Here is a 26,935-nt window from a genome sequence, read left to right as displayed (position 1 = left end):
TTTTCCCCACCACCTTCGTTTACCTCAGTGTAAAGCCAAATGACTAAACACTGAGGTAAACAGTCCATGTCAAAAATTGAGATCTTTGAAGCAGCAGGCTGCTGTGCAACCAGCAGCGTTGTAGTCAGTGACGAAGCCGTCAAATGGAACGCCAGCGCCGAATGGGCGAAAAAGAATGGCGTTGATATACAGCGCTACAGCCTTGCGAAGAACCCGCAGCAGTTCCTGAATTCGCCGGTCATTAAAGAGTTTCTGAACACATCAGGGATGGAGTCTCTCCCTGTCACATTGCTCGACGGCAAACTCGTGATGGCAGGCAAACTCCCGACTCGTGAAGATATCGCCCGTTGGGCAGGTATTCCGCTTAGTCAGGACTGGAGTGAAGACAGCACGCAACCACGCTGCTGCAGCATTCCACGTATGCCTTAATTCCAGAGGAGCAATCACTGATGAATATGCCATTTTTGAAAGACATTCCCCCGTTCATCTTCTTCACTGGCAAAGGTGGCGTGGGTAAAACATCCCTGGCCTGTGCTACTGCGGTATGGCTGGCCGATCAGGGTAAGAGAACGCTTCTGGTGAGTACCGATCCGGCTTCCAATGTCGGCCAAGTCTTTAGCCAGACTATCGGCCACCGAATCACAGATATCAGTACCGTAGAAAATCTTGCCGCGATGGAAGTTGATCCGATGGCTGCAGCACAGGCATATCGTGACCGAGTACTCGACCCGGTTCGCGGGCTGATGCCAGCCGATGTGGTCAGCAGCATTGAAGAACAGCTCTCCGGTTCATGCACTACGGAAATCGCGGCATTTGATGAGTTTACTGGTCTTCTTACCAACCATGAGTTGCGGGAAAAGTATGACCATATCGTATTTGATACTGCGCCAACCGGTCATACCATCCGTATGCTTGAGTTGCCGGGGGCCTGGAGCGGTTATCTCGAAGCGAACCCTGATGCCGCCGCTAACCTCGGGCCGCTGGTGGGGCTGGAGAAACAACAGCACCAGTACTCAGACGCGGTTAAGGCGCTGTCTGATGCAGCTCTCACGCGCTTGGTTCTGGTTGCCCGAGCCCAAGCTTCAACACTGAAAGAAGTCTCTCATACGCACGATGAGCTTTCTGCTATCGGTTTGCAGCATCAACACCTTGCCATTAATGGCGTGCTGCCGCCGTTTGCGGGTGAAAATGATCCACTGGCGCAAAGTATTCTGGCTCGAGAAGAAAAAGCATTACAGGCAATGCCAGAGAACCTGGCGAACCTTCCCCGCTCGCAGCTGTATCTGAAGCCATTTAATCTGGTCGGTCTGGAAGCCCTGCGTCAGTTATTTACGGAGAACAAAGCCTCGCTGCCGCTCCCTGCTACCACGCTGGATACTTTGGATTTACCGAAACTTGCCTCTCTGGTAGATGAACTCAGCCTGGCAGGTAAAGGTCTGGTAATGACGATGGGTAAAGGCGGTGTGGGCAAAACGACTGTTGCAGCATCGGTGGCTGTATCGCTGGCAAAACGAGGCCATAAAGTTCATCTGACCACGTCCGATCCGGCAGCACATCTGTCTTATACGCTGGATGGCTCGTTACCAAACCTTCAGGTCAGCCGTATTGACCCGAAAGTTGAGACAGAACGCTATCGTCGCTTTGTTCTGGAAAATCAGGGGAAAGGGTTAGATGCAGAAGGGCTGGCGGTGCTGGAGGAAGATCTCCGCTCGCCATGTACTGAAGAGATCGCGGTATTCCAGGCATTCTCGCGGATCATCAAAGAGGCAGACGATCATTTTGTCATTATGGACACTGCGCCAACAGGTCACACTCTTCTGCTACTGGATGCAACAGGAGCCTATCACCGGGAAATGGTGCGCCAGATGGGGCAAACGCATGACCATGTGTTGACGCCAATGACGCAATTGCAGGACCCGGAGAAGACGAAGGTGATTATCGTGACGCTTGCCGAAACGACACCTGTACTGGAAGCGGCAAATCTGCAGCAGGATTTGCGCCGGGCCGGAATTGAACCATGGGCATGGGTAATCAATAGCAGTCTGGCTGCTGCGAAACCGTCCTCACCGTTCCTTGTAACCCGAGCCAGTCGCGAACTGCCGCTGATAAATGAAGTTACAGAGCAGTATGCAAAGCGTATTGCATTAACGCCACTGCAGAATGAAGAGCCCGTGGGTACGGCTTTGCTGGCAGAAATGGCGGGCTAATAGATGGGGCTGCGGCCCCATTTACTGCAGCCAAACTTTTGCTTATACAGATTATAAGTTTAAGTGCTTAACCTGCTGTCGCGAATTCCGGTAGTTTGTAAAACACCATTACTGGAGCAATTCGATGCACATTATTAAAGCTGAAGAACAGCACATTACCGCGATACGCAATATCTATGCTCACCATGTTATGCATGGTACAGGTAGCTTCGAAACCGAACCTCCGGATACGCAGGAAATGCTTAACCGGCTGAGGAGCATTCAGTCTCGGGGATTCCCTTGGTATGTCGCTCTACAGGGCGATACGGTCATCGGCTACTGTTATATTTCCCGTTACCGCGAACGCCATGCCTATCGGTTTACTGTCGAAAATTCGATATATATTGATCCGGCTTATCAGCGACAGGGCGTCGGAAAAGCACTGCTCGATCATGCATTAAAATGGGCCGAATCTCAGGGATATCGTCAGATGATTGCTGTTGTGGGTGACAGCGCTAACGTCGCTTCTGTTGCGCTGCATATCCGCGCAGGATTTACTGAAATAGGCACATTAAAGGACATTGGTTTCAAACATGGCCGCTGGCTTGACACGGTTTTGCTGCAAATGAAACTTGGTGAAGGGAATGGTACTCTGCCAGAAGATTCAGATCTTATGCTCTGAGGCAGGAATAAGGGGGCGTCTGCCCCCTTTATGTTTATTTCAATCGCTTACCTGTTTCATCAACGACTTTCTCGCCGTCTTCCTTAGCAAATGCGCCTTTTTGCGCATCCGGAAGAATATCCAGTACCACTTCGGAAGGGCGGCAAAGGCGCGTTCCCAACGGTGTCACCACAATCGGGCGGTTAATCAGGATCGGATGCTGAAGCATAAAATCGATTAACTGATCGTCAGTAAACTTGTTTTCGGCAAGCCCCAGTTCTTCATAAGGCTCGACATTTTTACGCAGCAGCGCCCGTACTGTAATCCCCATATCTGCGATAAGTTTGACCAACTCATCGCGTGACGGTGGATTTTCAAGGTAATGAATGACGGTCGGTTCATTACCGCTGTTGCGGATCATCTCCAGCGTATTACGCGACGTGCCGCAGGCTGGGTTGTGATAAATGGTGATGTTGCTCATATCGGTATCTCATTACAAAGTGAAAGAGAGACGTAGCGCCAGCGCGGCTAGCGTTACAAACAGCACAGGCAGAGTCATGACGATCCCGGTGCGGAAATAGTATCCCCAGGTGATGGTCATATTCTTCTGTGAAAGAACATGCAGCCAGAGCAGCGTTGCCAGGCTACCAATAGGTGTAATTTTCGGGCCCAGATCGCAGCCAATCACGTTGGCGTAGATCATCGCTTCTTTGATAACTCCTGTTGCGGTGCTTCCATCGATAGAAAGAGCGCCAACCAGCACGGTAGGCATGTTGTTCATGATGGAAGACAGGAAAGCCGTCAGGAAGCCAGTACCCAGCGTCGCAGCCCAGAGCCCTTTATCCGCCAGTACGTTCAGCACACCGGAAAGGTATTCGGTTAGCCCGGCGTTGCGCAGACCGTAGACCACCAGGTACATCCCCAATGAGAAGATGACGATCTGCCATGGCGCACCGCGCAGCACTTTGCCGGTGTTAATGGCATGGCCTCGTTTAGCTACTGCAAACAGGATCACAGCTCCAACAGCCGCAATCGCGCTAACGGGAATACCGAGCGGCTCGAGGACAAAGAACCCAACCAGCAGTAAAATTAAAACTATCCAGCCGGTTCTGAAGGTTGCCAGATCTTTAATCGCCTTTTCCGGTGCTTTCAGGAGAGCCAGGTCGTAAGTCGGTGGAATATCTTTGCGGAAGAACAGATGCAGCATCACCAGCGTGGCGATAATAGCGGCAATATCCACCGGCACCATTACCGACGCATACTCAGTGAAGCCCAGTCCAAAGAAGTCCGCCGAGACTATATTCACCAGGTTCGACACGATAAGCGGCAGGCTGGCCGTATCGGCAATAAAACCGGCAGCCATGACGAATGCCAGCGTGGTGCCTTTGCTGAACCCTAATGCCAGCAGCATGGCGATGACTATCGGCGTCAGAATAAGTGCCGCACCATCGTTGGCAAACAGTGCCGCCACCGCCGCACCGAGCAGAACGATATACGTAAAGAGCAAACGTCCACGACCGTTACCCCAGCGGGAAACGTGCAGCGCTGCCCATTCGAAAAAACCGGACTCATCAAGCAGCAGGCTGATAATAATTACGGCAATAAAGGTCGCCGTCGCGTTCCAGACAATATTCCACACCACCGGAATATCGCCCACATGCACAACGCCTGATATCAGAGCCAGTCCCGCGCCCAGCATTGCACTCCAGCCGATCCCTAATCCCTTCGGTTGCCAGATAACCAAAACAATGGTCAGGACAAAAATAGCGCCTGCCAGTAACATAAAACCTCCTGACAGGGCGACTTTGCCGCCCTGTATATGCCAAAAAATTAATTCATCAACTCTCTAAGCTTTTCAATACCGGCGGGCTCTGACGCCAGCACCGGAACAAGCGCTATACGCTCAGCGTGCTGATTCTTAACAGCCTCAATCTGAGGCCATTCCTGCCGGGCGCGCTGGCAAAGCAACGGAGAACGCGTATCCGCAATGGAAAGGCTGTTATTGATAATCCAGCCCCACGGATCAATCCCCGCTCTTTCAAGGTCAACCTGCAGGTTTGCCGCTTCCAGAACCGGTGTGGTTTCAGGAAGCGTAACAAGCAGAACTTTGGTTCTATCCGGATCCTGAAGCTGCATCATTGGGGTAGTAAAATGACCTTTATTCCCCATTTTTTTGGCAATCTCTCGGTGGTAAGCCCCGGTCGCATCCAGCAGCAACAGCGTGTGTCCGGTAGGGGCGGTATCCATGACAACAAACCGTTTACCCGCTTCACGAATCACCCTGGAAAAGGCCTGAAACACGGCAATCTCTTCAGTACAGGGAGAGCGCAAATCCTCTTCCAGTAGCCGTTTCCCTGCTTCGTCCAGATCTCTTCCCTTCGTCTCAAGAACATGCTGGCGATAGCGTTCGGTTTCATCGTGAGGGTTGATGCGGCTGACCTGAAGGTTTTTGAGGCTGCCGTTCAGCGTTGTACTCAGGTGCGCAGCAGGATCAGAGGTCGTGAGATGCACGTCAAATCCCATGTCTGCCAGCCTTACGGCGATGGCAGCAGCCATTGTGGTTTTCCCTACGCCACCTTTGCCCATCAGCATAATCAGGCCGTGTTCACTGCGAGCGATATCATTGACCAGGCCAGAGAGCGATAAGTTTTCAGGCGTGTATTGGATGTTCGTTACCGGGATCGGTAATGCCTCAGAACCGGTATCCAGCAGTCCCTTCAATGCTGAAACACCAACCATATTGACTGGCTGTAGTAATAGGGTATCTGTCGGTAGCCCAGATAAACCGGCAGGAAGATTTGCCAGTGCCTCCTGCTCACGTTGCCATATCGCAGCTGCCAGGGCGTCATGTTCAGCTTCGGCTTTAGGCAGCACACCATTAATGACCAGATATTGGTTTTTCAGGCCAATTGCGGCGAGTTCTTCATGAGTGCGGGCGACTTCCTGCAGCGTAGATTTTTGTAGTCGCGCAACCAGAACCAGGCGGGTACGTTCAGGATCGGATAACGCCTCTACCGCATGAGCATACTGCTCACGCTGCTTTTCCAGCCCGGCCATTGGGCCAAGACAGGAAGCACCATCTGGATTGCTTTCAATGAAGCTACTCCAGGCACCGGGAAGCTGGAGAAGGCGAATCGTGTGGCCCGTCGGCGCTGTATCAAAAATGATGTGATCGAAGCGGGTCAGCAGGGAAGCGTCTGTTAGCAAGCCAGTGAATTCATCGAACGCTGCAATCTCAGTGGTACAGGCTCCTGAAAGCTGCTCGCTGATACTGTTAACAACGTCATCAGGCAAAAGACCTTTGATAGGATCAACGATTCTGGAGCGGTATTGTTTGGCGGCTTCCTGCGGGTCGATTTCCAGAGCGGAAAGTCCATGAACTGCTGCCACAGGGCGAATGGTGTTACCGATAGCCTGTTCGAATACCTGGCCGACATTGGAGGCTGGATCGGTACTGACCAGCAAAACCCGCTTACCCTGTTCAGCAAGGCGGATTGCCGTCGCGCAGGAAATAGAAGTTTTTCCTACGCCTCCCTTACCGGTAAAAAACAGGTAAGGCGGGATATTCTGTAAGAATTTCATATGTCCTCCTGACATACTCAGCAACAGGAAGTATTACCACCACTACAGCAGCTGGTGGGAGCTAACCCTACCTTCTCCAGCGGTATACCGAACCAGCGAGCCAGCTCAGCGCGTTTTGGGTATCGCCCTGCCATCACCGTTTCACCGTCCAACAGCAGTAGCGGAAGCCCTTCTGCTCCAGATGCTTCGAGGAATGCTTTCGCTTTCTCATTCTGAACAAAGCTCATGGGCTGCTGCGCCAGGTTGTAACGTTCAACCTGTACACCACGTCCTTTCAGCCACTGCACATCAGCAGAAAAATCAACCAGAACCTGATCGACATCTGAGCCACATACGCCGGTACTGCAGCACATTGCCGGGTCAAACACCTTTAACGTTTTCATTCTGAATACCTCACATTCGAAAAATCATATATATTCAGGCAAATTTTTTAGATGCAAACAGCCTTACCGCTACCTGAGCAGTTTGACGATGCCAGCTTACGGGCGATGGCCTGTACGTCGTCCTGTTGGCTTAACCAGGCCTGCTCAATCACCTGAGCGGCCCAGGAAGGAATATGCGGGGATAAGCGGTAGTGAACCCACTTGCCCTGTTTACGGTCCAGCAATAGACCACTTTCCCGGAGCATTGCAAGATGACGGGAGATCTTGGGCTGCGACTGCTCCAGCGCCGCGCAGAGATCGCACACGCACAGCTCTCCCATCTCCCTGAGCAGAAGCACAATGCCCAAGCGGGTTTCATCGGAGAGATTTTTGAACAGTTGTAATGCTATGATTTTCATTAAATTTAACGAGGCCTTGAAATTGTGTTGCTTAAAGAACAGAATCAATGCATATGGTAAATCATATATTTATAATCATAGTAGACCCTTCGTTTCACCAAATCAACTAATAGATCTGCTGCAAAAAATGAGCAAAATTAGGTTGCATACTTTACGTGAAACCTCATTATAAATATGATTTTTTACTTTAAAGAGGGATTTTAAGTTGGAAATATCATATCTGAAACTTAAAGGTTTTAGAAATTTTAAAGATGCACATATCAATTTTAATTCGAACACTCTGATTATCGGAGCTAATGATGTTGGCAAAAGTAATATGCTGCATTCGCTAAGAATGCTATTAGATAAAAGTGTATCAGATTCAGGAATTGAACCAAATGAGCTTGATTTCCATTTAGAAAATGGAAATTCATGTGAAGAGTTTGAGATTATTCTTCATTTTAAAGATATCAATGAAGATGCGGTCCTTTCAATTTTGAAAGGTAATGTCAGTGACTCTGGTGAATCTTTTATCAAGTATGTTGCACAAAAATCTGATCTCAGCTACAAACTTTTTATAGGTGACTCTTTAGAGTCTTTACAAGAAATTAACTCTCGTTATTATCTTAAGTTCGTTAATCTAAAATACATTCAGTCACAACGAGATTTAGAAAGATTTATCCGCAAAGAAAAAAGACAACTCTTAAAAATTGCCCAACAATCATTGAACTCTGATGAAAGAAAAGAAGATGAAGATTTATTAGGAGAGATAAGTACAGATTTGCAGTTGATCAATGATAAGATATCTCAGCTTGTATATGTAGAAAGAGCTACAAAAGAAATCAACGATGAGTTGAAAAAACTTGCACATCATTATTCAGAGTATTCTGTGCAACTAGATACTGGGGCAATTGGAATAAATGATTTTATTGATAATCTACAACTTGGAGCTAATACAAATGGTTCTAACGTAATGCTTGGAGGAGACGGACGGAACAATCAAATATTATTAGCATTATGGAAAGCGAAAAGTATTAAGGAACATGATATCGATAACGAAGTCATCTTCTATGTTATCGAAGAACCTGAAGCACACCTACACCCTCACCAACAAAGAAAATTGGCTGATTATTTGATAGCTGAAATCCCAGGTCAAACGATCATTTCATCACATTCTCCCCAAATAGCGGTAAACTTTGAGCCAGACTCTATAATAAGATTGCTTGACCGTGGGGGGACACACTGTAGCCGCAAGTGAAGGATGCTCAAAAGGTATTTCAGATGGCTGGGAGGATATGAGCTATCGGATGAGTATATTACCAGCAGAATCATTTTTTTCAAATGGCGTTTTCTTAATCGAAGGGCCATCCGAAATTTTGTTTTATCATTCCTTAGCTAAAAGTTTGAATATTGACCTAGATTATTTGAATATTTCATTGATTTCAGTTGATGGAATATCATTTAAAATATACGCAGCAATTCTAGATGCTTTAGAAATTCCATGGGTAATGCGCACTGATAACGATGTATCAAAGCTAAAAGATAAAGAAAAGTGGCACTATGCAGGTATTAATCGATGTTTAGATATAGCTGGTATAGAAAAGTTTGAGCATAGCGACAAAAAAATATCTTCTCAAGATACTCTTGCTAACGGTGATTGGCAAAGAGTTTCTGATGAAGTGAATAGATCTGGAATATATTTATCAAAAATTGATTTGGAAACTGATTCTTGTAGAAGAATTAGGTGCTTCAATATTAGATGCACTAGATAAAAAAAATAACCAAAGCGCAATAGAATATTTACAAAAGAAAAAAGCAATAAGAATGCGCATACTTCTTAAGAAAATTAAAAATGACCTTGATAAACTTAGTATGGGTGATTTGGTTAAACCGTTACACCATCTTGTAAAAATAGTTAAAGGTGAATGAAATGAGCGTTTTTTCACCAACCACTCAGCAAGCATTAGCCATTGATTACCCTAAAAGTATGGTAATAACAGCATGCCCTGGTAGCGGTAAAACTACAGTTATAAAAGAGAAAATTAGAAATATTACTGGTTGTCTTCCTGAGCATAAAGGAGTCATTGCTATTACTTTCACAAGGAAAGCAAGTGCAGAACTGGAGCGTAGATGTAAGGCCGATGGGCACGATATAAAACATAGTTTTTTTGGTACGATTGATAGCTTTTGCTTAAATGAAATAATCATTCCGTTTCTTCCCAAAATATGGGGTGGCAAACTAACAGAATGTAAAGTACTTAAGAAATTAGATTCTCCATATAAATATTACTTAAAGGAGGATTTTTTTGGAACACCATCAATTGTTAATGTCAATGAAGACGCTGGCTATAAGAGACTGTATGATGAGGGAATGCTGTGGATGAGTTCATTTGCTGCCTTATCTTTAAAAATACTTAATGAATCTCCTGCAGCACAACGATATATAAAAGCGAGATATAGCCATATATTTATAGATGAATATCAAGACTCATCCTTATCACAGCATCAATTATTTTTAAAAATAAATGAGATCGGTTTATGTTCTATTGCTGTTGGTGATGTTTGGCAATCAATTTATGAGTTTCGAGGTGGAAATGCAGAGTTGTTACTTGACTTGGTTAGAGATAAAAGTATTTTTGAACATTTTGAGATAAATTTAAATCATAGATGTCATTCATCAATAATTAATTATGCATCTCGACTACTAGATTCAAATTTCGTATTATTGCCAAGTGAAAGTATTAATGTTTATAGGAAGAGATTGCCTGGAAATCTTAAAGATGTTTCGATGACATTATCATCATGGATTTCAAAATGGTTAAATGTAGGTCAATGGGGCGTGGACCAAGCAAGCCAAATAGCTATTTTTGCAAGAAAAGAACAGTCATTACTATTGCTATGCTCGGGATTGACATCAAATTTTAGGGTTTATATTGATACGCCATTAGATAAATTGGGCACAGAATGTTCAGATTTATATAAAGATCTTCTAGCGTATAGATACAAGGCAATAGGTACTGCGCAAGAATTAATTAATAAAGTATTTGATGGCTTAATCATGAATGACAACCATCAGTTTTCATTAAGGAAAAAAATTAAAATTCTCAGGAGTAATCTAACAGATGAGGAACTAATTAATTACTTCCATGAAATCGCTGGAATGCTAAACATTCAGTTTACTGAATCTAATGATAATGCAGTTTTGGAAATTATATCAGATAGTATGTACTTAAAGCAGTTTATGCCATTAGATAAAAATGAAGTTCAAGTAATGACACTTCACAAGTCTAAAGGACTTGAATTTAAAATAGTATTACATTTGGATATGGATGAATGGTCTTTTCCATATAGATTAGTAAATGAGGTTGATAGAAATATAGCACTTTATCCCAGTCTTCCACAAGAAATAAACCTTCATTACGTTGGTATTACAAGAGCTGAGAAATGCTGCGTATTAATTAATGCAGAGTTACGCCAAAACTCGACTGGTGCATTTAAGAAGTCTGAAGCATCTTACTTTTTTAAATTGCCCCAACTAGAGGGTCTTTATCGTTAGGAAATACTGGTGCATATTTTAATATGCACCATATTTGTTCTTATCTGCTTTAAATACCCACAATGGCTTATACATTAATAAAGATAATTAACACATTACATATTAATGGTTTTTAGGTCTGGAAAGTATATTGAACTATCTCTATCAACAATAAGGTTGTCAAGATAGTTCCCATACCACTGCATCATCTCCCTACGTCCCTCCAAATACTGAGCATGGTTGTAAGTCCCACGTATCGCATTCTTATCCACATGCGCAAGCTGCGTTTCAATCCATGCCGAGTTAAAACCTTCTTCATGGAGGATGGTACTCATCGTGTGGCGGAAACCATGTCCTGTCAGCCTTCCTTTATATCCCAATAACTCAATAACCTGATTAACGCTTTCCTTTGAGATCGGCTTCGTTCGATCGTTACGTCCGACGAATACCAGTGGGTATAGCCCGGTAATAGGTTTAAGTGACTCAAAGAGCTCGACAACCTGATCCGACATCGGAACGATGTGTGGTCGTTTCATCTTCATCACTTCAGCAGGGATCTCCCAAAGCCGCTTTTCAAAATTGATATCCCCCCAGCGGGCAAAACGTAATTCCTGAGTTCGTACCCCTGTAAGCATGATGATTTGAGTCGCAGTCTTGGTAATAACGCTACCGGTGTAACCGGCAAGATCCCTAAGAAAGTGAGGGAGTTCTTCGGCTGTTAGGAATGGAAAATGTGTTTTCTTTGGTGTTGCGAGGGCTGTGGCGAGATCGGGTGCTGGATTGTATTCAGCGCGTCCGGTCACAATCGCATGACGGAATACTTCACCGCAGCGCTGTCTGACTTTGCGCATCTTTTCTAATGCACCACGCTTTTCCATACGACGAAGGGTTTCCAGCAATTCCATGGGCTTAATTTCAGCTATAGGGCGCTTACCGATGTAGGGGAAAATATCCTTTTCAAAGGTATCAATAATTTCATCGCGATAGCGTAATGACCAACGATCCGCTCTCAACTGATGCCATTCACGTGCAATAGCTTCGAAGGTATTTTCATAGTTAAGCTTTTGGGCAATTTTCTCTGCTTTCTTTACTTCACCGGGATCGCTTCCAGCAGACAGCAGCTTTTTCGCAGCATCACGCTTTTCGCGCGCTTGGGCGAGAGAAACCTCGGGATAAACGCCGAAAGCAAGACGCTTTTCTTTACCTGCGTAGCGATACTTTAAACGCCAGTAACGTGAGCCGTTGGTAGTTACTTCAAGGTAGAGGCCTCCACCATCAGATAGCTTATACGGCTTCTCTTTAGGCTTGGCTGTGTCGATTTGTCTGACTGTTAGCTTCATTGGGGGCATCTCAAAATGGGACTATAAATCATGCCCCCCATTATGCCCCCAGAATGCACTTGATTCTGGTAGAGACAGTAGACCTCGGGAGAACATAATCAGCTTTAATTGCGGGTATTATAGGGGATTTACTTGAGACAGTGGAGTTCAGTAGAGGCTAATTGGCGGAAGATCACAGGAGTCGAACCTGCCCGGGAACGCTGGCGTCCCCAACTGGATTTGAAGTCCAGCCACCTCACCGGAGATGACGATCTTCCGCGCCTGCATTGCTACATGGAGGCGGGGCGCATTATAGCTACTTTCAGGCATTTACCACATACCCCACACCACTTTTTTCACCTCTCTTTTGACCTGAATCCCCCTGTTTCAGCTAATTCTTAAGAAAATCCTCAGGTTAGCATTTCGTGCTCATCAACTTTTATCCCGATCACAAAAAACAAGAAACGTAATCTCTTAACCAGAAAACGCAATACCCGCCCCTGAAACAATGGTTTAAAAAACGGTAACCGGTCTCAGCGCCCCCTACAGCGTGAAGGATAAAAATATGAGCGAAGTCCTGTCAGTAAAAGAGAAGATTGGCTACGGCATGGGAGACGCCGCCAGCCATATCATTTTTGATAACGTCATGCTTTATATGATGTTTTTCTACACCGATATTTTTGGTATTCCCGCCGGGTTTGTCGGCACCATGTTCCTGCTGGCCCGCGCGCTGGATGCGATCTCCGACCCGTGCATGGGGCTGATTGCCGACCGCACCCGCAGCCGCTGGGGCAAGTTCCGCCCGTGGATTTTGTTCGGCGCGATCCCGTTCGGCATCGTCTGCGTGCTGGCGTATACCACGCCGGACCTCAGCCTCAACGGTAAAATGGTTTACGCCGCCATCACCTACACCCTGCTGACCCTGCTCTATACCGTGGTCAACATCCCCTACTGCGCGCTGGGCGGCGTGATCACCAACGACCCGACGCAGCGTATCTCCCTCCAGTCCTGGCGCTTTGTGCTGGCGACGGCGGGCGGCATGCTCTCCACGGTGCTGATGATGCCGCTGGTGAACCTGATTGGCGGCGACGATAAGGCGTTCGGCTTCCAGGGCGGGATCGCCGTGCTGTCGGTGGTCGCGTTCCTGATGCTGGCGTTCTGCTTCTTCACCACCAAAGAGCGCATCCAGGTGCCGCCGAGCACCACCTCCATGCGTGAAGATCTGCGTGATATCTGGCAAAACGACCAGTGGCGCATCGTCGGCGTGCTGACCATCCTCAACATCCTCGCCGTCTGCGTGCGCGGCGGCGCGATGATGTACTACTGCACCTGGATCATGGGCTCGCCGGAGGTGTTCGTCGCCTTCCTGACGACCTACTGCGTCGGCAACCTGATCGGCTCCGCGCTGGCGAAACCGCTCACCGACTGGAAGTGCAAGGTCAGCATCTTCTGGTGGACCAACGCCGCGCTGGCGGTGGTCAGCGTGGCGATGTTCTTCGTGCCGATGCATGCCACCGTGCTGATGTTCGGCTTCATCTTCGTTATCGGCGTGCTGCACCAGCTGGTGACGCCGATTCAGTGGGTGATGATGTCCGATACCGTCGACTACGGCGAATGGACCAACGGCAAACGTCTGACCGGCATCAGCTTCGCGGGCACGCTGTTCGTGCTGAAGCTCGGCCTGGCGCTGGGCGGGGCGATGATCGGCTGGATGATGGCAGGCGGCGGCTACGACGCGGCAGCCAAAACCCAGAACAGCGCGACCATCAGCATCATCATCGGCCTGTTTACGCTGGCTCCGGCGATCTGCTACGTGCTGAGCGCCATTATCGCCAAACGCTACTACACGCTGAAAACCCCCTTCCTGACCAAAATCCTGCGCGAGCTGGCGCAGGGCGCGCGCCGCAATCAGCAGGAGTTTGAAAACCTGCCAGTCAGCAAAGAATTGCAGAACTAAGAGGACGTAAGCATGAAAATCAGTGATGGAAACTGGCTTATTCAACCGGGCCTGAACGTGACGTATCCGGTGCAGGTGTTCGACGTGGAGCAGCAGGGCAATGACCTGGTGGTGTACGTCGCGCCGCGTGACGTGCGCGAACGCACCTGGCAGCTCGACACGTTGATGTTCACGGTGCGCCTGTTTGCACCGCAGGAGGGGATTGTCGGGGTGCGCATTGAGCACTTCCAGGGCGCGCTGAATAACGGCCCGCACTATCCGCTGAACGTTCTGAAGGATGTAAAAGTTGAGATTGAAAACAACGCCGAATTTGCCGATCTGAAAAGCGGCAGCGTCAGCGTGCGCGTCACCAAAGGCGAGTTCTGGGCGCTGGATTTCCTGCGCAACGGCCAGCGCATTACCGGCAGCCAGCTGAAAAACAACGGCTACGTGCAGGACAGCAATACCGATCGCAACTATGTGTTTGAACGTCTGGATCTGGGCGTGGGGGAAACGGTCTACGGCCTGGGCGAGCGCTTTACCGCGCTGGTACGCAACGGCCAGACGGTCGAAACCTGGAACCGCGACGGCGGCACCAGCACCGAGCAGTCCTACAAAAACATCCCGTTCTACCTGACCAACCGCGGCTACGGCGTGCTGGTGAATCACCCCGAGAACGTCTCGTTTGAAGTCGGCTCCGAAAAAGTCTCCAAAGTGCAGTTCAGCGTGGAAGGGGAGTATCTGGAGTACTTCGTGATCGACGGCCCGACGCCGAAAGAAGTGCTGAACCGCTATACCCGCTTCACCGGCCGTCCGGCGCTGCCGCCTGCGTGGTCGTTCGGCCTGTGGCTGACCACCTCGTTCACCACCAACTACGACGAAGCGACGGTGAACAGCTTTATCGACGGTATGGCCGAGCGCGACCTGCCGCTTCACGTGTTCCACTTCGACTGCTTCTGGATGAAGGCCTTCCAGTGGTGCGACTTCGATTGGGACCCGGTGACCTTCCCGGATCCGGAAGGGATGATCCGCCGCCTGAAAGAGAAAGGGCTGAAGGTCTGCGTGTGGATCAACCCGTATATCGGCCAGAAATCGCCGATCTTCCGGGAGCTGAAAGAGAAGGGCTACCTGCTGAAGCGCCCGGACGGCTCCCTGTGGCAGTGGGACAAATGGCAGCCGGGGCTGGCAATCTACGACTTCACCAACCCGGACGCGTGCAGGTGGTACGCCGACAAGCTGAAAGGCCTGGTGGCGATCGGCGTCGACTGCTTCAAGACCGACTTCGGCGAGCGTATCCCGACGGGCGTTCAGTGGTTCGACGGCTCCGATCCGCAGAAGATGCACAACCACTACGCCTACATTTATAACGAACTGGTGTGGAACGTGCTGAAAGAGACGGTGGGAGAAGAAGAGGCGGTGCTGTTTGCCCGTTCTGCCTCCGTCGGGGCGCAACAGTTCCCGGTACACTGGGGCGGCGACTGCTATGCCAACTACGAATCGATGGCCGAAAGCCTGCGCGGCGGGCTGTCGATTGGCCTGTCCGGCTTCGGGTTCTGGAGCCACGATATCGGCGGGTTCGAAAACACCGCTCCGGCGCACGTCTACAAACGCTGGTGCGCGTTCGGGCTGTTCTCCAGCCACAGCCGCCTGCACGGCAGCAAATCCTACCGCGTGCCGTGGGCGTACGATGACGAGTCCTGCGACGTGGTGCGCCACTTCACGCAGCTGAAGTGTCAGTTGATGCCGTACCTGTATCGTCAGGCGGCGCTGGCGCGCGAGTCCGGCACGCCGATACTGCGGGCAATGATGCTGGAGTTCCCGGACGATCCGGCGTGCGATTACCTCGACCGCCAGTACATGCTCGGGGATGCAATGATGGTGGCCCCGGTGTTCTCCGAGGCGGGTGACGTGCAGTTCTACCTGCCGGAAGGGCACTGGACGCACCTGTGGCACAACGATGAAATTCAGGGCAGCCGCTGGCATAAGCAGCAGCACGATTTCATGAGCCTGCCGGTCTATGTGCGCGACAACACGCTGCTGGCGCTGGGTAACAATAACCAGAAGCCAGACTATGCGTGGCACGAGGGGACGGCCTTCCAGCTCTTCAACCTGAGCGATGGCGCAACGGCGGTGAGTGAAGTGCCTGCGGCGGACGGCTCTGTGGTGTTTACGCTGAAGGCGTCACGTCAGGGCGACGTCGTGACCTTTACCGGCGCGGGAGATGCGCAAAACTGGTCGGTGTGCTTGCGCAACGTGCAGAAGGTCGGCGGCGTAAAAGGCGGTTCACATGTGGGCAGCGAGTGGGGTGTGGTGGTGAAAGCCGACGGGGATGAGGTGGTGGTTCACCTCTGAGCCGTAAAAATGCCCGGTGGCGCTTCGCTTACCGGGCCTACATTAGATCGTAGGCCGGGTAAGGCGAAGCCGCCACCCGGCTTTTTACTGTGCCGGAGCCACCGTCGACACCATCCCGGCGGTCATGGTCTGTTGCACCTGCTGTTTATCCATATTCACCGCGCTCAGCTTCCCGTTCACCGTCGGCTTCAGCGGCGCATTCGCCTGCACGCTGCCGCTGGCGGTAAGCTGAATATTGCCGTCGCCCGCAATCGGCAGCGCTGGCCAGCCCCACTGCTGCAAGACATTGAGCGGTACGCCGCGCCCGTTCAGGCTCACGGTGGTTTGTCGCTGTGGCAGCTGTGACACGGTGGCGGTCGCTTCCAGAATACCTTTCTCGGTAAAAGCGCTCAGATCGGTAATATTTACCGTTGCGGCGTTGGCATTCAGCGCCAGCGACGGGCGACGCACGTCGACGCGGTTAAAGGTTGCTGCCGCCCCGTTGAGGGTTGCGTTACCGCCCCACACGCCCCACTTGTGATCCTGCGCCAGCCGCAGATTAGCGCCATAACCGTCGAGGGAGGTGATCTGCCACGGGAATGCCGGATCGATGTCGATCACCAGGTTACGGCTCAGGCCGAATTTTTTTAGCGTCACGCTGTTCAGCCATGCCGGGAGCGGGTCCATCCACAGCGTTTTCCAGTTTTCCGGAAGCGTATATTCCAGCCCGGCAATGGCAACGTCGTCCAGCACCAGCGCCTGACCCTCGCGCAGCCAGTTGCCGGAGGTGCGCACCATACCTCCTTCCCAGCGGGAGGTGAACTGACGCAGCGCAATGCCCTGCGGGGAGAATTCCGCATTCAGGATAGGGTCAAACAGATGCAGCGAGCCGTAGATAAATTCGCTGGCGTTCATGGATAACCGTCCCTCCTGGCTTTGCCAGTCCCCTTTACTCAGGGTGAGGTTACGCAGGCTGAGATCGAGGTCGGTTACCGCCCAGTCTGGCCCCTGTAGACGGGCATCGGTCACTTCCAGCCGCCCAATCTGTAACGAAGGCAGGGTGGAGAGAGGGGCGAAGAAATCCAGCAGCGATTTGTCGCTTTGCAGGCGGATCTCATTCAGCCGCAGGGTGTCGATAACCCAACCACCGTCGGCATTACGCAGAGCCGAGCCCGTCAGCGAGCCGCGCGCCATATCGGCACCGATGGTATTCAGCACCACCTCTTTGCCGTTGAGTTGTCCCTGAATCAGCACGTTGTTGGCCGGTATGCCGTTGAGGGTGAGCGACCCGGCGCTCATCTGGATTTGCGCATTTTTACCGAGTATGTTCCCCGCCTCGGGCTGCCACGGGCTGACGCCGCCGGTCACCTTTTGCGCACTGAGATCCCACTCCGTATTCGGGCTGTTAAAGGCCATGTTATTCAGTTGCAGACGGTCGGCCTGGAACGGCAGCGGCGCCGTCTGCGGCGATAAATTCAGTGTGCCATCGAACAGGGTGATGGCATCCATATGCAGCGGGTCGGTGATCTGGCGGCTGCTTAAGCCAATATCCACTTTTTTAGCGACCAGCGTGGCCGGTTTGCCATCTCGTCCGAAGGTAACGTTTTCCAGAAGGATGTGAGAAGGGGATGAAAAGCGGTGATCCATCAGGTCAAAGTTGAGCTCGTAATCGGTATTCACCGTGATCCAGCTGCTGACCTGCGATGCGCCCCAGCGGGTCTGGAGCAGAAAATAAAAGGCGAGCACTACAATGAGCAGGGCTACCAGAAGATAGATAAGCAGCTTTCCAATAAATTTCATGGTCTTCCTTCCCGCGAAACGCACATAAGGGTGTTATGCACGATTTATGCGCAATGCTCAAGGCGGGAATGGTGTAAAGAGATGTCACGGCAGGCATTGACAGCCTGCCGTGTGGGGATCAGTTCTTTTCAGGCGGGAAAATGAGATTCAGCACGATAGCGGTAATACCGCCCGCGGCGATGCCGGAAGAGAGCAGGTTTTTCACCCAGTCCGGGGCAAACTGCAAAATCATCGGCTGCTGGGAGACGCCAAGCCCTACGGCGAGAGACAGCGCAATAATCATGATTGCGCGGCGGTTCAGCGGTTCGCGGGAGACGATACGCACGCCGGAGGCCGCGATGGTACCGAACATGACCAGCGTCGCGCCGCCCAGCACCGGCTCAGGGATGTGCTGCACAAACCCGCTCACCGCCGGGAACAGGCCGAGGACCACCAGCATCAGCGCTACCACGAAGCCCACGTAGCGGCTGGCCACGCCGGTCAGCTGGATCACGCCGTTGTTCTGGCCGAAGCAGGAGTTCGGGAAGGTGTTGAACACCGCCGAGACAAACGAGTTCAGTCCGTTCGCCAGCACGCCGCCTTTCAGACGTTTCATGTACAGCGGGCCGGAGACCGGCTGCTCGGACACGTCGGAGGTGGCGGTGATATCGCCAATGGTTTCCAGCGAGGTGATCATAAAGACCAGCATCAGCGGCAGGAGCAGACTCCAGTCAATGCCCAGGCCGTAGTAGAGCGGCGTTGGCACGGTAATCAACGCGCTGTTGGTTGGGGTGGTGTTTTCCGGCAGCATGCCCAGCGCCCACGCCAGCAGGTAACCGGCGGCCATGGCGATCACCAGCGATGCCACGCGCAGGTACGGGTTACGCTGGCGGTTAAGCAGAATAATGATTGCCAGCACGACGCCTGCCAGCAGCAGGTTTTTCGGCGCGCCGAAGGTATGGTCGCTCATTGCCGCGTAGCCGCCCCCGATGGAGGTCAGACCCACCTGAATCAGCGACAGGCCGATAATCATCACCACCACACCGGAGACCAGCGGGGTGATCACCCGGCGCGCCAGGTGCAGAACGCGGGAAATGATCATCTCTGTGCAGCTTGCCAGCATCAGGGTGCCGAAAAGCGCCGCCATCATCGTCGGGACATCTGCGCCGCCGGTTTTCAGTGCCGTACCGCCCATGATCAGCGGCGCCACAAAGTTAAAGCTGGTGCCCTGAATCGACAGCAAACCTGAACCCACCGGACCCCAGGCTTTAATTTGAATGATGGAGGCCACGCCGGAAGCGAACAGAGACATACTGATGATGTGTTGCGTATCCTGCGCCGGTAACCCCAGCGCCTGGCAAATCAGCAGAGCCGGCGTGATGACCGCAACGAACATCGCCAGCAGGTGCTGGCAGGCGGCAAACAGGGTTTGAGGCAGCGGGGGACGATCTTCAAGGCGGTAAATCAGTTCGCTGTTTTGCTTCTGCGCAATCGGTTGCGCATCAGCAGACTCCAGAGTGTTAACAGACATCGGCGGCAATCCCACGGTGGAAAAGCGGGCATTTTATCTGACCACCTGGTAAAAGCAAACGATTGCCAGCAAAAAAAAGAGAGAAAATCTGCCGGTGTGAGCAGGTTTTCTACAACGAACAGGAAAAAAAAATTACACTTTTCGCGCCGGCGGCTCATGACGAGCATCACCCGGCCCAGGATAACGCCGCGTGTGTATGGAACACGCGCATAACAGGAGCCTTTTATGATTCATCTCGATACGTTGTCGACCCTTGTTGCCGCAACGCTGGTTCTTTTGCTTGGTCGCAAGCTGGTACACAGTGTTTCCTTTCTGAAAAAGTACACCATTCCTGAACCTGTCGCCGGTGGATTGCTGGTGGCGCTGGCCCTGCTGGTGCTGAAAAAAAGCATGGGCTGGGAAATCGATTTTGATATGTCCCTGAAAGATCCGTTGATGCTGGCCTTCTTTGCCACTATCGGCCTGAACGCTAACCTCGCAAGCCTGCGTTCGGGCGGCAAGGTGCTGGGCGTGTTTCTGATTGTTGTGGTGGGCCTGCTGCTGATGCAAAACGCCATCGGCATCGGTATGGCGTCGCTGCTGGGGCTGGATCCGCTGATGGGTCTGCTGGCGGGGTCGATTACCCTGTCAGGCGGCCACGGAACGGGCGCGGCGTGGAGCAAGCTGTTCATCGAACGCTATGGCTTTGAAAACGCAACGGAAGTGGCAATGGCCTGCGCGACCTTTGGCCTGGTACTTGGCGGGCTGATTGGCGGCCCGGTGGCGCGCTATCTGGTGAAACACTCCACCACGCCGGAAGGCAGGCCAGACGATGAAATGGTGCCGACGGCATTTGAAAAACCGGACGTTGGCCGCAGCATCACCTCGCTGGTGATGATTGAAACCATCGCCATGATTGCCATCTGCCTTACCGTGGGCAAAATTGTTGCGCAATGGCTGGCGGGAACGGCTTTCGAACTGCCAACCTTTGTCTGCGTGCTGTTTATCGGGGTGATCCTGAGCAACGGTCTGGCGCAGATGGGCTTCTACCGCGTCTTCGAACGCGCGGTGTCCGTGCTGGGGAACGTCAGCCTGTCGCTGTTCCTGGCGATGGCGCTGATGAGCCTCAAGCTGTGGGAACTGGCCTCGCTGGCGCTGCCGATGGTGGCGATCCTGGCGGTACAGGCCGTGTTCATGGCGCTGTATGCCATCTTTGTTACCTGGCGCATGATGGGCAAAAACTATGATGCGGCGGTACTGGCTGCGGGCCACTGTGGGTTTGGTCTGGGAGCGACGCCAACGGCCATCGCGAATATGCAGGCGATCACCGAACGGTTCGGCCCGTCGCACATGGCGTTTCTGGTGGTGCCGATGGTGGGCGCATTCTTCATTGATATCGTCAACGCGCTGGTCATTAAGCTCTACCTGATGCTGCCGATGTTTGGCTGACCGTCAGGCGTTGGAATACCGCTCGGTTTCCGGCATCCAGCGTTCAATTAACGCTGCCGCCTGTTCGGGGTAGCGTTCATGAATATGACGTGCAAGGCGTTGTACTTCGGGGATCATGGCCTGATCGCGCAACAAATCCGCCACTTTAAATTCGGCGTTACCCGTCTGACGCGTGCCCAGCAGTTCGCCCGGGCCACGGATCTCCAGATCTTTTTGCGCAATCACGAAGCCGTCATTGCTGTCGCGTAATACCTGCAAACGCATCTGCGCGGTTTTCGACAGCGGGGCTTTGTAGAGCAGCACGCAGTGAGAGGCGATCGCGCCACGGCCGACGCGCCCGCGAAGCTGGTGGAGCTGCGCCAGGCCGAGACGCTCCGGGTTTTCGATAATCATCAGGCTGGAGTTCGGCACGTCCACGCCCACTTCGATGACCGTGGTCGCAACGAGTAAATGCAGCTCGCCCTGTTTGAACGACTGCATCACCGCCTGCTTCTCGGCAGGCTTCATGCGTCCGTGAACCAGACCGACGTTCAGCTCCGGCAGGGCGAGCTTTAACTCTTCCCACGTGGCTTCGGCAGCCTGCGCTTCCAGTAGCTCAGACTCTTCAATCAGGGTACAGACCCAGTAAGCCTGACGCCCTTCCTGGGTGCAGGCGTTGCGCACGCGGTCAATGATATCGCTGCGGCGCGTGTCCGGAATGGCGACCGTCGTCACCGGCGTACGGCCCGGGGGGAGTTCGTCGATGGTGGAGGTATCCAGATCGGCGTAGGCCGTCATCGCCAGGGTGCGCGGAATCGGCGTGGCGGTCATGATCAGCTGATGCGGGTGGAAGCCCTGTTGCAGACCTTTCTCCCACAGCGCCAGACGCTGATGAACACCAAAGCGGTGCTGTTCGTCGATAATGACCAGCGCCAGGCCGTTAAACTGCACCTGTTCCTGGAAAATGGCGTGTGTGCCGACAATCATCTGCACCTGCCCGCTGGCAATGGCTTCCTGCTGCGCAAGGCGCGCTTTGCCCTTCTGCTTCCCGGCCAGCCAGCCCACTTCAATTCCCAGCGGGGCAAACCAGTTACGGAAATTGTTGGCGTGCTGCTCGGCCAGCAGTTCCGTCGGCGCCATCAGCGCCACCTGCTTACCGTGGGCGATGGCGCGCAAAGCGGCCAGCGCGGCGACCAGCGTTTTCCCGGAACCCACGTCGCCCTGCACCAGGCGCATCATTGGCACATCCAGCGCCATATCGCGTTCGATCTCGGCAGTCACCCGCGCCTGGGCGCCGGTGGGTTTAAACGGCAGTGAGGCCAGCAGCTTATCTTTGAGCTCATCACGCTGGCTTAATGGCTGCGCGTGGAAACGCTGCGCACCTGCGCGCAGAGCCAGCATGCTCAGGTTGTGAGCCAGTAATTCCTCAAGGATAAGACGCCGTTGGGCGGGGTGTTTACCGCTTTCTAAATCAACAAGCTGAAGCGTTGGCGGTGGACGGTGCAGGGTGCGCAACGCCTCCGGCAGGCTCATCATGCCCTGTGCCAGCTCCGGCGGCAGCAGCTCGTTAATGGCGCAGGTATCGAGCAGCTCCAGCGCCTGGTCGGTGAGCTTGCGCAGCGTAGCCTGCTTAATGCCTTCAGTGGTTGGATAGACCGGCGTGAGCGTCTCCTGTAGCTCAGGTGAGCTGAGATCGCCCTGCACGCGGTATTCCGGGTGGATCATCTCCGCGCCGTATTTGCCCCGTTTGGCTTCACCGTACGCAAGTACGCGTCGTCCAGTGGCAAGGCTGTTTTTCATTGCCGCATTGAAGTTGAAAAAGCGCATGGTGAGAATGCCGGTGCCGTCGCTGATCTGGCAGGTCATCATTCTGCGTCCGCCAAAGGTGATGTTGCAGTTCAGCACTTCCCCTTCAACGGTGGCGTAAATAGCGGGCAGCAGATCGCCAATTTTATAAAGCTGGGTACGGTCTTCGTAACGCAGGGGGAGGTGGAGCAGGAGATCCTGCACGGTGTGCAGGCCTATCTTCGCCAGTTTACTGCTTTGTGCCGCGCCCACGCCCGTCAGGCTGTTGAGCGGTATGGCGTCCAGCAGGCGGCCTTTCATGATTTACCCCGCGTACTGCATGGTGGACCACCACTCGGCATCGGCTTCAATTTCGCCCTGCGCGTTGACGTGGGGGTAAGGCAATTTCTTCTGCTTCGCAACGCGAGCCAGCACCGGATAGCCACCTTCAAACAGCAGGCGCTGCTGCTCCTCTTCCGGCAGCATGCTGTTGCTGCGCTCGTACATTCCGGCATTCTGACGCTGGCGCTGCGCTTCATACAGGATCAGCGCCGAGGCGACCGACACGTTGAGTGACTGGACCATGCCGATCATTGGAATGATGATGTCCCGATCGGCCAAATCCAGTGCTTCCTGCGTGATCCCCGTTTTCTCCTGGCCCATTAAAATGCAGGTTGGACGGGTGTAGTCGATCTCACGGAAATCCACGGCTTTAGCAGAGAGGTTGGTTGCCAGAACCTGCATGCCACGCCCTTTCAGGTGCGAGACCGCCTCACCAATAGTCTGGTGAGTTTTCACGGATACCCAGCTGTTGCTGCCTGCGGCGGTGGAGGCCATGGTGCGCATACGTGCACCTGGCCAGACGGCGTGGACTTCATGCACGCCGACGGCATCTGCGGTGCGGACGATAGCAGAGACGTTATGAGGTTTATGGACCTGCTCCATGCAGACCGTCAGATCAGGCTGACGCCTGGCGAGCATTTCGCAGATTCGCTCGTAACGTTTTGAATTCATAATGCTAGTTTCGGTTTCGGGTGACTTTAATGACATCCGGCATCACGCGGATCTTGCGCATAATATTCGCCAGATGCACGCGGTCACGGGCGGTCAGGCGAATAAAGGCGCTGTAAACGCGGCCATCTTTTTCTTCCGTATTCAGGCTTTGAATGTTGGACGAGGCCGTGTTGATCGCTGCCGTCAGGTTCGCCAGTGCACCCTGGTGGTTGAACATATCCACCTTGATTTCAGTGATAAATTCCTGCGCCGTCTCTTTATCCCACTCGACTGCCATGAACTTCTCAGGCTCTTTCTGATAGCCACGGATGTTACGGCAGGATTCGTGGTGGATCACCAGCCCTTTACCTGGGCTGACGTGCGCAATAATCGGGTCGCCCGGGATAGGACGGCAGCATTTGGCGAAGGTGATGAGCACCCCGTCAGCGCCTTTGATCGGCAGGTGACCATGATTTTGCGTGGTGGCAGGAACGGCTGTCGTTTCGCCTTGTTGCAGGTTCTTCGCCACGACCACGCTCATGGCGTTGCCGAGGCCAATCTCTGCCAGCAGGTCATCCAGCGAGGCGAGCTTCATACGCTCCAGCTCATGCTGAATGTTTTCTGGCGGGATCTCTGCCAGTTTGCGGCTACCACCCAGCGCGTGATTGAGCAGACGACGCCCCAGGCTAACGGAGTCGTCGCGCTTGAGGTTTTTAAGCAGCTGGCGGATTTTTGCGCGCGCTTTTGAGCTCACGACAAAGTTCAACCAGGCGGCGTTAGGACGTGCCCCCGGCGCGGTAATGATCTCCACCGTCTGTCCGCTGAAAAGCGGCTGCGACAGCGGATAAGGCTGCCTGTCGACGCGGGCACCTACGCAGGCATGGCCGATATCGGTATGCACGGCGTAAGCGAAGTCGACCGGTGTCGCGCCCGCAGGCAGTTCGACAATGCGCCCTTCCGGTGTGAAAACGTAAATCTCATCCGGGAAGAGATCGGATTTAACGCTCTCGATAAATTCAAACGAGCTACCTGCGCTCTGTTGCAGCTCCAGCAGGCTCTGCATCCAGCGCTGGGCGCGGATTTGCGCGGTGGTGCTGCTTTCGCCGCCGTGCTCTTTATAAGCCCAGTGCGCCGCGACACCCATCTCCGCCATCTGATCCATATCTTCGGTACGAATCTGCACCTCAACAGGAACACCGTGCGGGCCAATCATGGAGGTATGCAAAGACTGGTATCCGTTCGCTTTAGGAATGGCGATGTAATCTTTGACGCGCCCCGGACGCGGCTTGTACAGGCTGTGCATCTGCCCCAGCACGCGATAGCAGGTGTCTGAGTCGTGGACGATCACGCGGAACGCGTAGATATCCATGATCGAGTGAAAACGCTGCTCTTTGAGCACCATTTTGCAGTAGATAGAGTACAAATGCTTTTCGCGACCGCTCACGCGGCACGGAATACCCGCTTCCTGCAAACGCCCTTCGATTTCAGAGAGGATCTTTTGAATCATCTCTTTACGGTTACCGCGAGCGGCTTTCACCACCTCTTTAATTACGCGATAGCGGTTCGGGTACAACGCCTCAAAACCCAGCTCTTCCAGCTCGGTTTTAATGTGATGAATACCTAAACGGTGCGCCAGCGGACTGTAGATTTCGAGGGTTTCACGGGCGATGCGGCGACGTTTATCCGGGCGTAGTGAGCCCAGCGTGCGCATATTGTGGGTGCGGTCCGCAAGTTTGATGAGAATGACGCGGATATCCTGCACCATCGCCATGATCATCTTGCGAAAGTTTTCGGCCTGCGCCTCTTTCTTGTCGCGGAATTTCAGCTTATCAAGCTTAGAGACCCCTTCCACCAGCTCGGCAACGCTTTTGCCAAACAGCTGTTCCATATCCTGGTAGGTGGCAGGGGTATCTTCAATCACGTCATGCAGCAGGGCGGCCATCAGCGTTTCGTAGTCGAGTTTCATCTCGGCCAGAATACAGGCCACCGCTACCGGGTGCGTGATATAGGGTTCACCGCTTGAACGTGTCTGGCCCTCGTGAGCGTCACGTGCAACGAGATACGCCTGCTGAAGACGCTTAATCTGGTCTTCAGGCAGGTAGGTTTGAATCAGTTGATTCAGGCTTTCAAACAGATACAAGGGCGACCCGCAGGTTTAATTAACGACGACCTTCAGCAATAGCGGTAACAGCTTGTAATTCAGCGGCTTCCTGCTCTTGCTGCTCCTGGCGCTCACGCACGTCGAGGATCTGGTTGTTGATCAGACCTTCTTCGATTTCGCGAAGTGCAATAACGGTGGTTTTATCGTTTTCTTCCGGTACCAGCGGATCTTTACCGCCTACCTGCATCTGACGAGCGCGACGCGCGGCGACCAGCACCAGGTCAAAACGGTTACCAATTTTCTCTACAGCGTCCTGAACAGTTACGCGTGCCATACTTAAAATGCTCCACAGGTGAAGAAATGACTGGGCATGATACTGAAAGTGGGTTCAGTCTGCCAACAGTTTGGTGATTAATGCGTCATGTCGCTGCTTCTGGCGGCTCATACGCAGACGTTCTGCGCGAAGGATAGTTTTGAGATCGCTCAGCGCGGCATCAAAATCATCATTCACAATAAGGTAATCATATTCCGCGTAATGGCTCATTTCTGCAACAGCTTGCGCCATACGCTTCGCGATAACTTCTTCGCTGTCCTGGCCGCGACCACGCAGGCGGCGATCCAGTTCATCTTTCGATGGCGGTAAAATAAAGATACTGCGCGAATCAGGCATTTTCTTACGAATTTGCTGCGCGCCCTGCCAGTCGATATCCAGGAACACGTTCACGCCGGTCGCCAGAACCTGCTCAATGGTTTCACGCGAAGTACCGTAGTAGTTACCGAAAACTTCTGCGTGTTCAAGAAACGCGTCTCTGCCAATCATCGCTCTGAATTCGTCGTGATTCACAAAGAAATAGTGTTCACCGTGCACTTCACCCGGACGCGGTGCTCGCGTGGTGTGAGAAACAGAAACCTGCGTATCGTACAACGGTTGGGTTTTTAACAGTGCCTGAATAAGGCTGGATTTACCCGCGCCACTAGGGGCAGAAACAATATAAAGCGTGCCTTGAGCCATGAGAGTCTTTTGTATGT

Annotated in this window: 20 protein-coding genes, 1 tRNA gene and 1 pseudogene; 8 read left to right on the top strand and 14 right to left on the bottom strand. The window is 52.5% G+C overall.

Annotated elements, in window-relative coordinates; translation table 11 throughout:
- Nucleotides 1-66: 66 nt before the first annotated feature.
- The 3 genes from RHN82_RS08940 to RHN82_RS08930 all read left to right on the top strand — a co-directional run bounded on the left by RHN82_RS08940 (nucleotide 67) and on the right by RHN82_RS08930 (nucleotide 2,868).
- A complete protein-coding gene (locus RHN82_RS08940) occupies nucleotides 67-429 on the top strand; it encodes an arsenic metallochaperone ArsD family protein (protein ID WP_032620707.1) in 363 nt (120 codons plus the stop codon).
- Nucleotides 430-449: 20 nt separating this feature from the next.
- Nucleotides 450-2,207, top strand: a complete 1,758-nt coding sequence (gene arsA, locus RHN82_RS08935; RefSeq protein ID WP_032620704.1) for an arsenical pump-driving ATPase — start codon at nucleotides 450-452, stop codon at nucleotides 2,205-2,207.
- Between the two features lie 124 nt (nucleotides 2,208-2,331).
- Nucleotides 2,332-2,868 carry a GNAT family N-acetyltransferase gene (locus RHN82_RS08930; protein WP_032620703.1) on the top strand — a complete coding sequence of 179 codons (537 nt, stop codon included), beginning with the start codon at nucleotides 2,332-2,334 and terminating at the stop codon, nucleotides 2,866-2,868.
- 34 nt (nucleotides 2,869-2,902) lie between these two features.
- Here the strand turns inward: RHN82_RS08930 and arsC are convergent, their stop codons facing one another.
- From arsC to arsR, 5 genes are read right to left on the bottom strand one after another with little or no spacing between them, the layout of a single operon-like run.
- Nucleotides 2,903-3,328 carry a glutaredoxin-dependent arsenate reductase gene (gene arsC / locus RHN82_RS08925; protein ID WP_032620702.1) on the bottom strand — a complete coding sequence of 142 codons (426 nt, stop codon included), beginning with the start codon at nucleotides 3,326-3,328 and terminating at the stop codon, nucleotides 2,903-2,905.
- Nucleotides 3,329-3,340: 12 nt separating this feature from the next.
- On the bottom strand, nucleotides 3,341-4,630 hold the full coding sequence (gene arsB / locus RHN82_RS08920) for an arsenite efflux transporter membrane subunit ArsB (protein ID WP_045614486.1): 1,290 nt from the start codon (nucleotides 4,628-4,630) through the stop codon (nucleotides 3,341-3,343).
- A gap of 47 nt (nucleotides 4,631-4,677) precedes the next feature.
- Nucleotides 4,678-6,429: an arsenite efflux transporter ATPase subunit ArsA gene (gene arsA / locus RHN82_RS08915; RefSeq protein ID WP_040117042.1), complete on the bottom strand. Its 1,752-nt coding sequence runs from the start codon at nucleotides 6,427-6,429 to the stop codon at nucleotides 4,678-4,680.
- 17 nt (nucleotides 6,430-6,446) lie between these two features.
- A complete protein-coding gene (gene arsD, locus RHN82_RS08910) occupies nucleotides 6,447-6,812 on the bottom strand; it encodes an arsenite efflux transporter metallochaperone ArsD (RefSeq protein ID WP_040117043.1) in 366 nt (121 codons plus the stop codon).
- A 47-nt stretch (nucleotides 6,813-6,859) separates the two neighbouring features.
- Entirely contained in the window at nucleotides 6,860-7,210 is a 351-nt protein-coding gene (gene arsR, locus RHN82_RS08905) for an As(III)-sensing metalloregulatory transcriptional repressor ArsR (RefSeq protein WP_040117044.1), read from the bottom strand.
- A 205-nt stretch (nucleotides 7,211-7,415) separates the two neighbouring features.
- On the opposite strand from arsR, the pseudogene RHN82_RS08900 reads away from it, so the two are divergent.
- Together RHN82_RS08900 and RHN82_RS08895 are read left to right on the top strand one after the other, a co-directional pair.
- Nucleotides 7,416-9,118 (top strand): annotated as a pseudogene (locus RHN82_RS08900) (ATP-dependent nuclease).
- A gap of 1 nt (nucleotide 9,119) precedes the next feature.
- Nucleotides 9,120-10,745 carry a UvrD-helicase domain-containing protein gene (locus RHN82_RS08895; protein WP_040117046.1) on the top strand — a complete coding sequence of 542 codons (1,626 nt, stop codon included), beginning with the start codon at nucleotides 9,120-9,122 and terminating at the stop codon, nucleotides 10,743-10,745.
- Between the two features lie 95 nt (nucleotides 10,746-10,840).
- Here the strand turns inward: RHN82_RS08895 and RHN82_RS08890 are convergent, their stop codons facing one another.
- Both RHN82_RS08890 and RHN82_RS08885 read right to left on the bottom strand, forming a co-directional pair.
- Nucleotides 10,841-12,064, bottom strand: coding sequence for a phage integrase central domain-containing protein (locus RHN82_RS08890; RefSeq protein WP_040117047.1), 1,224 nt, complete (start codon nucleotides 12,062-12,064; stop codon nucleotides 10,841-10,843).
- A 162-nt stretch (nucleotides 12,065-12,226) separates the two neighbouring features.
- Nucleotides 12,227-12,321: transfer RNA gene (locus RHN82_RS08885), tRNA-Sec, on the bottom strand.
- 287 nt (nucleotides 12,322-12,608) lie between these two features.
- Here RHN82_RS08885 and RHN82_RS08880 point away from each other — a divergent pair.
- Together RHN82_RS08880 and yicI are read left to right on the top strand one after the other, a co-directional pair.
- Nucleotides 12,609-14,000 carry a glycoside-pentoside-hexuronide family transporter gene (locus tag RHN82_RS08880; protein WP_047050351.1) on the top strand — a complete coding sequence of 464 codons (1,392 nt, stop codon included), beginning with the start codon at nucleotides 12,609-12,611 and terminating at the stop codon, nucleotides 13,998-14,000.
- A gap of 12 nt (nucleotides 14,001-14,012) precedes the next feature.
- A complete protein-coding gene (gene yicI / locus RHN82_RS08875) occupies nucleotides 14,013-16,331 on the top strand; it encodes an alpha-xylosidase (protein ID WP_047050352.1) in 2,319 nt (772 codons plus the stop codon).
- Between the two features lie 84 nt (nucleotides 16,332-16,415).
- On the opposite strand, the gene RHN82_RS08870 is transcribed toward yicI, so the two are convergent.
- Together RHN82_RS08870 and xanP are read right to left on the bottom strand one after the other, a co-directional pair.
- Nucleotides 16,416-18,110: an AsmA family protein gene (locus RHN82_RS08870; protein ID WP_047050356.1), complete on the bottom strand. Its 1,695-nt coding sequence runs from the start codon at nucleotides 18,108-18,110 to the stop codon at nucleotides 16,416-16,418.
- Nucleotides 18,111-18,228: 118 nt separating this feature from the next.
- Nucleotides 18,229-19,620: a xanthine/proton symporter XanP gene (gene xanP, locus RHN82_RS08865; RefSeq protein ID WP_015570053.1), complete on the bottom strand. Its 1,392-nt coding sequence runs from the start codon at nucleotides 19,618-19,620 to the stop codon at nucleotides 18,229-18,231.
- Nucleotides 19,621-19,845: 225 nt separating this feature from the next.
- Between xanP and gltS the strand changes: the two genes are divergently transcribed.
- Nucleotides 19,846-21,048: a sodium/glutamate symporter gene (gene gltS / locus RHN82_RS08860; RefSeq protein WP_006812438.1), complete on the top strand. Its 1,203-nt coding sequence runs from the start codon at nucleotides 19,846-19,848 to the stop codon at nucleotides 21,046-21,048.
- A gap of 3 nt (nucleotides 21,049-21,051) precedes the next feature.
- Here the strand turns inward: gltS and recG are convergent, their stop codons facing one another.
- The 5 genes from recG to gmk are packed head-to-tail and all read right to left on the bottom strand — an operon-like array spanning nucleotide 21,052 to nucleotide 26,918.
- Entirely contained in the window at nucleotides 21,052-23,133 is a 2,082-nt protein-coding gene (recG, locus tag RHN82_RS08855; protein ID WP_017383630.1) for an ATP-dependent DNA helicase RecG, read from the bottom strand.
- Nucleotides 23,134-23,136: 3 nt separating this feature from the next.
- The gene (gene trmH, locus RHN82_RS08850) at nucleotides 23,137-23,826 is read right to left on the bottom strand and encodes a tRNA (guanosine(18)-2'-O)-methyltransferase TrmH (RefSeq protein WP_003860922.1); all 690 of its coding nucleotides are present in this window, start codon (nucleotides 23,824-23,826) and stop codon (nucleotides 23,137-23,139) included.
- A 4-nt stretch (nucleotides 23,827-23,830) separates the two neighbouring features.
- The gene (gene spoT, locus RHN82_RS08845) at nucleotides 23,831-25,945 is read right to left on the bottom strand and encodes a bifunctional GTP diphosphokinase/guanosine-3',5'-bis pyrophosphate 3'-pyrophosphohydrolase (RefSeq protein ID WP_003860921.1); all 2,115 of its coding nucleotides are present in this window, start codon (nucleotides 25,943-25,945) and stop codon (nucleotides 23,831-23,833) included.
- A gap of 19 nt (nucleotides 25,946-25,964) precedes the next feature.
- Nucleotides 25,965-26,240 carry a DNA-directed RNA polymerase subunit omega gene (rpoZ, locus tag RHN82_RS08840; protein ID WP_000135058.1) on the bottom strand — a complete coding sequence of 92 codons (276 nt, stop codon included), beginning with the start codon at nucleotides 26,238-26,240 and terminating at the stop codon, nucleotides 25,965-25,967.
- 54 nt (nucleotides 26,241-26,294) lie between these two features.
- Nucleotides 26,295-26,918, bottom strand: a complete 624-nt coding sequence (gene gmk, locus RHN82_RS08835; protein WP_006177710.1) for a guanylate kinase — start codon at nucleotides 26,916-26,918, stop codon at nucleotides 26,295-26,297.
- Nucleotides 26,919-26,935 lie beyond the last annotated feature (17 nt).

The organism is Enterobacter cloacae complex sp. EB5 (genome assembly GCF_031432835.1).
Taxonomy (GTDB): domain Bacteria; phylum Pseudomonadota; class Gammaproteobacteria; order Enterobacterales; family Enterobacteriaceae; genus Enterobacter; species Enterobacter hormaechei_C.
The sequence above is the reverse complement of the archived record's forward strand: the minus strand, read 5'-3'. Positions and strand labels throughout refer to the sequence as shown.

Coding starts and splice junctions, on each gene's coding strand:
- RHN82_RS08940 (WP_032620707.1), top strand. CDS start 67: ATGTCAAAAATTGAGATCTTTGAAGCAGCAGGCTGCTGTGCAACCAGC.
- arsA (WP_032620704.1), top strand. CDS start 450: ATGAATATGCCATTTTTGAAAGACATTCCCCCGTTCATCTTCTTCACT.
- RHN82_RS08930 (WP_032620703.1), top strand. CDS start 2,332: ATGCACATTATTAAAGCTGAAGAACAGCACATTACCGCGATACGCAAT.
- arsC (WP_032620702.1), bottom strand. CDS start 3,328: ATGAGCAACATCACCATTTATCACAACCCAGCCTGCGGCACGTCGCGT.
- arsB (WP_045614486.1), bottom strand. CDS start 4,630: ATGTTACTGGCAGGCGCTATTTTTGTCCTGACCATTGTTTTGGTTATC.
- arsA (WP_040117042.1), bottom strand. CDS start 6,429: ATGAAATTCTTACAGAATATCCCGCCTTACCTGTTTTTTACCGGTAAG.
- arsD (WP_040117043.1), bottom strand. CDS start 6,812: ATGAAAACGTTAAAGGTGTTTGACCCGGCAATGTGCTGCAGTACCGGC.
- arsR (WP_040117044.1), bottom strand. CDS start 7,210: ATGAAAATCATAGCATTACAACTGTTCAAAAATCTCTCCGATGAAACC.
- RHN82_RS08895 (WP_040117046.1), top strand. CDS start 9,120: ATGAGCGTTTTTTCACCAACCACTCAGCAAGCATTAGCCATTGATTAC.
- RHN82_RS08890 (WP_040117047.1), bottom strand. CDS start 12,064: ATGAAGCTAACAGTCAGACAAATCGACACAGCCAAGCCTAAAGAGAAG.
- RHN82_RS08880 (WP_047050351.1), top strand. CDS start 12,609: ATGAGCGAAGTCCTGTCAGTAAAAGAGAAGATTGGCTACGGCATGGGA.
- yicI (WP_047050352.1), top strand. CDS start 14,013: ATGAAAATCAGTGATGGAAACTGGCTTATTCAACCGGGCCTGAACGTG.
- RHN82_RS08870 (WP_047050356.1), bottom strand. CDS start 18,110: ATGAAATTTATTGGAAAGCTGCTTATCTATCTTCTGGTAGCCCTGCTC.
- xanP (WP_015570053.1), bottom strand. CDS start 19,620: ATGTCTGTTAACACTCTGGAGTCTGCTGATGCGCAACCGATTGCGCAG.
- gltS (WP_006812438.1), top strand. CDS start 19,846: ATGATTCATCTCGATACGTTGTCGACCCTTGTTGCCGCAACGCTGGTT.
- recG (WP_017383630.1), bottom strand. CDS start 23,133: ATGAAAGGCCGCCTGCTGGACGCCATACCGCTCAACAGCCTGACGGGC.
- trmH (WP_003860922.1), bottom strand. CDS start 23,826: ATGAATTCAAAACGTTACGAGCGAATCTGCGAAATGCTCGCCAGGCGT.
- rpoZ (WP_000135058.1), bottom strand. CDS start 26,240: ATGGCACGCGTAACTGTTCAGGACGCTGTAGAGAAAATTGGTAACCGT.
- gmk (WP_006177710.1), bottom strand. CDS start 26,918: ATGGCTCAAGGCACGCTTTATATTGTTTCTGCCCCTAGTGGCGCGGGT.